Consider the following 7,303-nt stretch of genomic DNA (forward strand, 5'->3'; position numbering starts at 1 on the left):
CGCCTGATTGAATCAAAAGAAAGGGGTTTATACTGGGCGGCAATTATACACAACCGAGATACCAACATGGCGAAAACCGCGGCGGCTTTACACATCCTGGTCAAAGAGGAAGCGCTGGCAAAAGAGATTCTGGCGAAACTGGCGAAGGGCGGCAATTTCCAGCAGCTGGCGAAGAAGCATTCGACCTGTCCTTCCGGCCGTAAGGGGGGCGATCTGGGCGAGTTTCGGCAGGGACAGATGGTACCGGCCTTTGATAAAGCGGTCTTTACCTGCCCGTTGCTGACGCCTTACGGGCCGGTAAAGACCGGCTTTGGTTATCACATTATCAAAGTGCTCTACCGCAACTAGTTACTTCTTCTGCTTCATCTGCTGCAGAACGTTGCTGCACTGGTTGTCTTCGTTGTCGCTGGGGGAGATCAGTGCCAGCAGCGCCGCTGCCGGCCCCACGACCGCACCCAGCGCCACGGCAGCGGCCCCACGGGCCAGCAGTGGCCCCGCTTTCACGCCCGCATCCGGATTCTTAAAGGTGCCGCGCACGTAGAGCGGGGAGCGCAGCGTGACGATGCGGACACCTTTACTCTCCGGATTGATCGACAGGTCCAGTCGCTCACTGGCGAAGTTGGCGTTCCCTGACACATTGATAATCGCGTTCTCGGTATCAAACACAAACAGGTTCGGCGTCGCCAGACCATTCTGCAGTCTGATATCGGTGGCCGCGCAGTTGATGCGCACCTGATCGTCGCCAAAGAGTTTGCCGACCACGTAGTTACCCACGTTGAGTCCGGCGATCTCCATCAGATTGCGGCTGATCAGCCCGTCATTCATCAGCAGCTTCAGCTGACCGTTGCTGGTCGCCAGCAGGTCGGCGACCGAGTTGCCGGTGCCGGTAAAGCTGGCATCACCGTTGAGCTGACCCAGGCTGTTCTTCATCGCCTGCACATCCGGGAACAGCTGACGCAAACGCAGCTTGCGTGCATGCAGGTCAACCCGGCCACGCATCGGTGAGCGATCGCCCTCCAGCCGGATAGTGCTGTTGAGATTGCCGCCCGCGATACCAAAGCGCAGCGGGTCCAGCAGCAGATCGCCGTTTTTGAGCTGTAAGTGGGTATAGAGATCGCTTAGCGGCAGTGAGTTGCTGTGTTCGATACGTTTGCCGCTGAACTTCACGTCGGCATCCATGACATCCCAGCTTTTGGTTTCAAACCTGTCGTGCGGCAGCACACGGTCAGCAGGCTGATTCGATTTCTCACCGCGCCGGGCTTTGGCCTGGGCGGTCTCCTCACTCCCTTTGCCGGAGTTCACACCAATCAGCGGCCCCAGATCGGCCATGCGCAGTTGCTCAGAGGTGAGTTCCCCGGTGAGGGTGGGACGCGGTTTGCCCTGCGTGTAGATCAGCGAGCCATGAATATCGCTGTCGCCGATATGACCGTTAAATTTCTCATAGCGGTAGACCGCGCCCTTTTCCCCGCTGAATTTCGCGATCAGATGGCCGTCCGTTTCATAAGGCGGGGTATCAGGCAGCAGAACGCCGGTCAGGCCATAGAGGTTCGCCAGCGTATCGCCGGAGAAACGCAGACGCACATTCAGTCCGCCCAGGTTCATCGGGTCCTGCACGCCCCCGGTTACCTGAACCCGCGTGGTGCCGTTTCGCACATCGGCCTGCACCGGGAAAGGGGTGTTCTGGCTGCGCAGCGAGAGCATGCCGCCAATCTTGCCTTCACCGCTGAGCTTTTCATTGTTGTAGGTGCCACTGGCCTGCCAGCCAAAGACGAAGTCTCCCGCGCCCTTCTGCTGATCGTCACCGCCGGCAATCTGCGCATAGGGCACCGGTTTGCCCAGCGGATTCACCTGTACCGTGACATCGGCGCGGTTAACCGCATCGCGATAGCGGATTTGCCCCTGATCAAACAGGATATTATCCAGCCGGAAGGACCAGGCCGAAGGCGCGCTGTCCTTGTCATCCTTGTCACTACCGGCGAGATCGAACGTCCAGTTATTCTTTTTATCCGCCGTCTGAATCAGGCGCGCATCGGGTCGCTGCAGCTTAATCCACGGGATGAAAAGCTCTTTGTGCAGCAGCGACAGCGGTGCCAGCGTCGCGTCGGCCCGCTGCAGATGGACCATGGTGACATCAGGAATACCGGGCGGGTTACCCAGCATGATATCTTCGGCGTGTATCTGCGGCCACGGCACCCAGCGCCGCCAGCCCGACTCGTCGCGATGGCGCACCCAGTCGATCCCCAGATCCCCGCGGATGGCAAAAGGACGATTGAGTTCGGTTGAGACTTTCTGATTGATGGTGGGCTTCAGACGGTTCCAGTCAAATGTCGCGATCACCACAATAATCACCACAATCAACAACACCAGAATGCCTGCAACCCAACTGACGATTTTCCCGGTACGCGACATGTCGCTTTCTCCTTGCTCTTTCACGGCCTGCGTTAAAGATAGTCGAGACGGCGGGCAACGGCATCAGGGAAGCTGGAGAGTCAGATGATTCAGTTCAGAAAATGGGACAGGCCGCGAAAAGTAGTAGCCCTGAGCCGCGATGGCCGGGGAACCCCTGACCTGCTGCCACTGCTCTTCCGTTTCCACGCCCTCGACAATCACGCCGTTGCAGTAGCGATTGATGAGCGCCAGCAGCATCGAAAAGAGGCTGCGCCCTTCATCAGAACTGCCCAGCAGAATAAACAGGTCGCGCGACAGCTTGATGTAGTCATATTTCAGTTCGGTCAGCGCGGAGAAATTGGCCATGCCAGAGCCAAAATCATCCAGCCACAGCGGGCCCAGTTCCGGGATCTTAGCGACTCTCTCCGCCTGTGGCAGCGCATGATGCTCTGTCAGCTCAAAGCGGATCCAGGGCAGGCGGGCGATCAGGCGACGAATGGCGGGCCGGTGCTGAATAGAGAGCAGCGAGGGGCCATCGATGTTGACCGACGCGACCACACCGTTGCGCTCGAAGAAGACGGACCACTGCGTCAGCAGTTCCAGCTGCTCATAGATCACATTGAGGCGCTGGGCGATATCGAGCCCGGCAAACCAGGCCTCGGGTGACAGATTCCGTTCCGGCTGGGCAGGATGAGAAACGGCGGTCAGCAGTTCAATGGCGAGTAACCGACCGGTTACCCGATAGATAGGCTGGAACCGATAGCGCCGCTGGCACTGTTGCCAGAAGAGCGGGGTTTCCGTTTGATAATCAGGGTCAATTGAAGACGGCAGCCATTGACTAATACTCTCCATCACCATGGTATTTTCCTGGTTGATAATATGTCCCCAAAACGGGTGACGCAGCTGCGATTATCGTGAGTGTCTGTGGTAAAGAGATGAACGACCCGGCCACAAAAAGGGAAAGTCTATCAGCTGCGTCGCCCGCATAATCGGTAAAAAAAGCCGAAATTAGCGCCTCTTATCCGCCAGATTAGCCCTCTCCTGCACCTTAAGCTAAATCAAAACAGCGTTTTAAAAGCGTTGACGACTGCCATACCAGACGCGAGACTGAGTACTCTTTCACTACGGGTTGCAAACCATGACGCAGAAGAAAATTGCCATTATCGGCGAATGCATGATTGAGCTGTCGGAAAAGGGTGAGAACATCAAACGGGGTTTTGGCGGCGATACGCTGAACACGGCGGTTTATCTCGCCCGCCAGGTGGATGAGCAGCAGTTACGGGTCGATTACGTCACGGCGCTGGGGACGGATTCGTTCAGCGATCAGATGATAACCGCCTGGCAGCAGGAGAAGGTCAACACCGGCCTGATTCAGCGTCTCGATAATAAAATGCCAGGCCTGTATGTGATTGAAACCGATGCGGAGGGCGAGCGCACCTTCTGGTACTGGCGCAGCGACGCCGCGGCCCGCTACTGGCTCGACAGCCCGCAGTCAGAGGCGATCGCCGACCAGCTGGCGCACTATGACTATCTTTACCTCAGCGGCATCAGTCTGGCGATTCTGCCCGCTGCCAGCCGGGAGAAACTGATGCAGCTTCTGGCCCGCTGCCGGGCAGAGGGCGGCAGGGTGATTTTCGATAATAATTATCGCCCGCGTTTATGGGCCGATCGGGCCAGTGCGCAGAGCGCGTATCGCGCCATGCTCAGCTGTACCGATATCGCCTTTCTCACCCTGGATGATGAACATCTGCTGTGGGGCGAGCAGCCGCTGGAGGAGGTTATCGCGCGAACCCGCGAAGCAGGCGCCAGCGAAATTGTGATTAAGCGGGGTGCGGAGGCCTGCCTGGTCGCCACGGGTGATGCGCCGCTGATTGAGGTGCCTGCGGTCCGGCTGGCGAAGGAGAAGGTGGTGGATACGACGGCCGCGGGCGATTCGTTCAGCGCCGGATATCTGGCGCGCCGCCTGACCGGCGCATCGGCTGAAGCCGCCGCACAGCGCGGGCATCTGATCGCCAGCACGGTGATTCAGCATCGTGGCGCGATTATTCCGGCAGAGGCGATGCCTGACTGAACTGCATCTGATAAAGCCGCGCATAAGCGCCGTTCTGCTGCAGCAGCTGCTGATGCGAGCCCCGCTCAACGATCCGGCCCTCTTCGATAAGCAGGATCTCATCGGCTTTCTCAATGGTTGAGAGCCGGTGCGCAATAATCAGTGTGGTGCGGTTCTGCTGCAGCGTCTCCAGCGCAGACTGAATCGCCCGTTCTGAGCCGGTATCGAGGGCCGAGGTCGCTTCGTCAAGGATCAGAACGGGACTGTCGCGCAGCAGGGCGCGGGCAATGGCAATGCGCTGGCGCTGTCCACCCGACAGCAGCACCCCATTCTCCCCAATCATCGTATCCAGCCCGTTCTGCATCTTATTGATGAATTCCATGGCATGAGCCATCTGCGCCGCCTGTTCGACCGCGGCGCGGCTGAAGAGATCACGACGGGCATAGGCGATATTGTTGGCGATGGTGTCATTGAACAGATGAACATGCTGAGAGACCAGCGCCATCTGCTCGCGCAGCGAGGCCAGGGTGTAGTCACGCAGATCGTGCCCATCCAGCAAAATTTCGCCGCTGTCGATATCGTAAAAACGCGTGAGCAGGCTGGCGAGGGTCGATTTACCTGAGCCGGAACGGCCTACCAGGGCGACCGTTTTCCCGGCCGGGATATCAATATTGATTGCGTTCAGGGCGGGCGTTTCCGAACCGGGATAGGTGAAGCTGACGTTGCGGAACGCGATATGACCGGCGGCGCGTCCGATAACGCGGGTGCCCTCATCTTTTTCCTGCTCAGTATCCAGAATCGCAAACAGTGTCTGGCAGGCGGCCATGCCGCGCTGGAACTGCGCATTGACGCTGGTCAGGGACTTTAACGGACGCATCAGCATCAGCATGGCGGAAAAGACCGCGCTGAGGGCGCCCGCCGTCAGCGTCGTCATTACTGACGGAAAACTGGCCGCATAGAGCACAAAAGCCAGTGCGAAAGAGGCGATCAGCTGGATAAGCGGATCGGACAACGCGGTGGCCGACACCATTTTCATCCCCTGACGACGCATCCTGTTGCTGACCTGTCCAAACCGCTCTGTCTCCACCCGCTGACCGCCGAACATCAGCACCTCTTTATGCCCTTTCAGCATCTGCTCAGCATGGGAGGTGACCTGCCCCATGGTGTCCTGCATGTTCCTGCTGATGCGGCGAAAGCGTCGGGAGACGAGGCGGATCGCTAGCGACACCACGGGCGCCAGCACCAGCAGGATCAGGGAAAGCTGCCAGCTGTAGTAAAACATCATGACAAACAGGCCAAGGATAGAGGCACCTTCACGCACCACCGTGACCAGCGAGCCGGAAGAGGCGGAGGCGACCTGCTCGCAATCGTAGCTGATGCGTGAGAGCAGCGTGCCGGTTGATTGCTGATCAAAGAACGCTACCGGCATCCCCATCATATGGCTGAAGAGACGACGGCGCAGGCTCATCACCACTTTACCGGAGACCCAGGAGATACAGTAACCGGAGATATAGCCGCTGACGCCGCGGATCAGGATCAGCCCGATAATCAGCAGCGGCATCCACAGCAGCATCCCCGCATGCCGCCTGCCCATCACATCGTCCAGCAGGCTTTTCAGCAATGTCAGCATAAACGGGTCTATGGCGGCGTTGACGATGAGGGCTATCCCGGCGACCACCAGGCCCAGCCTGAAGGGTGAAATGGTGGGCCACAGTCGCGTAAACGTCTGTCTGGCAGAGAGTGTGGGTTCAGACATGGCATGCATCTTACCGTTGTGTAGAAACGGATGATGATATGTTAAACCGTATCAACCAACCGGAAACTGCCCTGTCGCCATGAATCATAAACAGTCTCAAATGAGACTGGTACTTCTCCCCTGCCTCCAGGCCCGGATCACGCGGGGATAAAATCATTATCGCCTCTTAAGCGCCTGCAGTGTGATATCCGGTAAATTGCGGCTAGTAAAGCGGGCCATGCCACTCATTTCCCTTACGCTGAAAAATTGTGGTTAATCGCACAGGCGACCCGGCCATCCCCTTCAACCAGACTTATAATTTATTGAATAAAATTAGCCAGTTATAGCCACCTGAGCGCCACCAGGCATAGTCCGAATCTGCCCGATTCGGCCCTTTTCGGATGGACGTTCGCCGTAAAAAAGACCATCTTTTAATCAACAACAGCAGGACGCTGTGCTCTCCGGCCGTGAACAAAACAACTAAAATATTCTCCGCATCAGGACCTATTTATGCACACAGAAATCATTAATATCTGGCCACACGGTGATGCGCCAGGTGCCAGCGATTCGCGGGCACAGCCGCAGATCGTCGATATGGCAAAAGAGTATGAGCCTTACGATCGCGCCGCTACCGGTGTACGTTGCCCGGAGATGGCGATCTGGCATCCGGTCGAATCCAACGGGATCACCCTGCTGGTCGCGCCAGGCGGAGGTTATCAGCGTGTGATGATCGACCGTGAAGGCAGCGCCCTGGCGACCTTCTTCACCTCAATGGGCTACACCCTGGCGGTCATGACCTACCGCCTGCCCTATGATGGTCATCATGAAGGCCCCGATGCGCCGCTGGCCGATGCACAGCGCGCCGTGCGTGTGCTGCGTGAACGGGCGCAGCGCGGCCTGAATGGAAAGTACATTGTGATGATGGGCTTTTCGGCGGGTGGCCACGTCGCGGCCAGTCTGGGCACACGCTTCGCGGAAAAACTCTATCCGGTGCAGGATGGGGCAGAAAACTTCTCACCTCGCCCGGATGCGATGATCCTGGTCTATCCGCTGATCAGCATGCGTGATGGCATTGCTCATGAAGGCGCCCGAACCCGCCTGCTGGGTGCCTGGCCCGATCAGAAAACGAT

6 protein-coding genes are annotated in these 7,303 nt (G+C 58.0%); 3 read left to right on the forward strand and 3 right to left on the reverse strand.

What is annotated here, in order from left to right; genetic code table 11:
- The first annotated feature begins 66 nt into the window (after nt 1–66).
- On the forward strand, nt 67–348 hold the full coding sequence (ppiC, locus tag CKF42_RS14435) for a peptidylprolyl isomerase PpiC (protein WP_009088412.1): 282 nt from the start codon (nt 67–69) through the stop codon (nt 346–348).
- Here ppiC and CKF42_RS14440 read toward each other — a convergent pair whose 3' ends face one another.
- Nucleotides 349–2,409, reverse strand: coding sequence for an AsmA family protein (locus tag CKF42_RS14440; protein ID WP_111208486.1), 2,061 nt, complete (start codon nt 2,407–2,409; stop codon nt 349–351).
- A gap of 63 nt (nt 2,410–2,472) precedes the next feature.
- A complete protein-coding gene (pdeH, locus tag CKF42_RS14445; protein WP_111208487.1) occupies nt 2,473–3,246 on the reverse strand; it encodes a cyclic-guanylate-specific phosphodiesterase in 774 nt (257 codons plus the stop codon).
- Nucleotides 3,247–3,526: 280 nt separating this feature from the next.
- Between pdeH and CKF42_RS14450 the strand changes: the two genes are divergently transcribed.
- Nucleotides 3,527–4,459 carry a sugar kinase gene (locus tag CKF42_RS14450; protein WP_009088407.1) on the forward strand — a complete coding sequence of 311 codons (933 nt, stop codon included), beginning with the start codon at nt 3,527–3,529 and terminating at the stop codon, nt 4,457–4,459.
- Here the strand turns inward: CKF42_RS14450 and msbA are convergent.
- Nucleotides 4,431–6,194 (reverse strand): lipid A ABC transporter ATP-binding protein/permease MsbA, encoded by a 1,764-nt coding sequence (gene msbA, locus CKF42_RS14455; protein ID WP_369974604.1) that lies wholly within the window; start codon nt 6,192–6,194, stop codon nt 4,431–4,433. The two genes, CKF42_RS14450 and msbA, sit on opposite strands and share 29 nt — an antisense overlap.
- Nucleotides 6,195–6,683: 489 nt before the next feature.
- On the opposite strand from msbA, the gene CKF42_RS14460 reads away from it, so the two are divergent.
- On the forward strand, nt 6,684–7,303 hold a 620-nt coding region (locus CKF42_RS14460), incomplete at its 3' end, for an alpha/beta hydrolase (RefSeq protein WP_111208489.1).

The sequence above is a fragment of the Pantoea sp. ARC270 genome (assembly GCF_003236725.1).
GTDB classification, from domain to species: domain Bacteria; phylum Pseudomonadota; class Gammaproteobacteria; order Enterobacterales; family Enterobacteriaceae; genus Pantoea; species Pantoea anthophila.

Coding starts and splice junctions, on each gene's coding strand:
- ppiC (WP_009088412.1), top strand. CDS start 67: ATGGCGAAAACCGCGGCGGCTTTACACATCCTGGTCAAAGAGGAAGCG.
- CKF42_RS14440 (WP_111208486.1), bottom strand. CDS start 2,409: ATGTCGCGTACCGGGAAAATCGTCAGTTGGGTTGCAGGCATTCTGGTG.
- pdeH (WP_111208487.1), bottom strand. CDS start 3,246: ATGGTGATGGAGAGTATTAGTCAATGGCTGCCGTCTTCAATTGACCCT.
- CKF42_RS14450 (WP_009088407.1), top strand. CDS start 3,527: ATGACGCAGAAGAAAATTGCCATTATCGGCGAATGCATGATTGAGCTG.
- msbA (WP_369974604.1), bottom strand. CDS start 6,194: ATGTCTGAACCCACACTCTCTGCCAGACAGACGTTTACGCGACTGTGG.